This window comes from Erwinia sp. MYb416 (assembly GCF_037479575.1).
GTDB classification, from domain to species: Bacteria; Pseudomonadota; Gammaproteobacteria; order Enterobacterales; family Enterobacteriaceae; genus Erwinia; species Erwinia rhapontici.
In genome coordinates this window covers 1-822 of sequence record NZ_JBBGYT010000297.1, presented here as the reverse complement: position 1 = coordinate 822, position 822 = coordinate 1, and the positions used below count along the sequence as shown (strand labels likewise).

General features: G+C 54.7%; 1 rRNA gene. It reads left to right on the top strand.

The window, feature by feature from the left end:
* A 23S ribosomal RNA gene (locus WH277_RS02680) occupies nucleotides 1-822 on the top strand; the annotation flags it as partial.

Sequence of the window (822 nt, the reverse complement as noted above, 5' to 3'; positions counted from 1 at the left end):
CGGTGTGACGCCTGCCCGGTGCCGGAAGGTTAATTGATGGGGTTATCCGCAAGGAGAAGCTCTTGATCGAAGCCCCGGTAAACGGCGGCCGTAACTATAACGGTCCTAAGGTAGCGAAATTCCTTGTCGGGTAAGTTCCGACCTGCACGAATGGCGTAATGATGGCCAGGCTGTCTCCACCCGAGACTCAGTGAAATTGAACTCGCTGTGAAGATGCAGTGTACCCGCGGCAAGACGGAAAGACCCCGTGAACCTTTACTACAGCTTGACACTGAACATTGAGCCTTGATGTGTAGGATAGGTGGGAGGCTTTGAAGCGTGGACGCCAGTCTGCGTGGAGCCAACCTTGAAATACCACCCTTTAACGTTTGATGTTCTAACCTGGCGCCGTGATCCGGCGTGGGGACAGTGTCTGGTGGGTAGTTTGACTGGGGCGGTCTCCTCCAAAAGAGTAACGGAGGAGCACGAAGGTTAGCTAATCACGGTCGGACATCGTGAGGTTAGTGCAATGGCATAAGCTAGCTTGACTGCGAGAGTGACGGCTCGAGCAGGTGCGAAAGCAGGTCATAGTGATCCGGTGGTTCTGAATGGAAGGGCCATCGCTCAACGGATAAAAGGTACTCCGGGGATAACAGGCTGATACCGCCCAAGAGTTCATATCGACGGCGGTGTTTGGCACCTCGATGTCGGCTCATCACATCCTGGGGCTGAAGTAGGTCCCAAGGGTACGGCTGTTCGCCGTTTAAAGTGGTACGCGAGCTGGGTTTAGAACGTCGTGAGACAGTTCGGTCCCTATCTGCCGTGGGCGCTGGAGAATTGAGA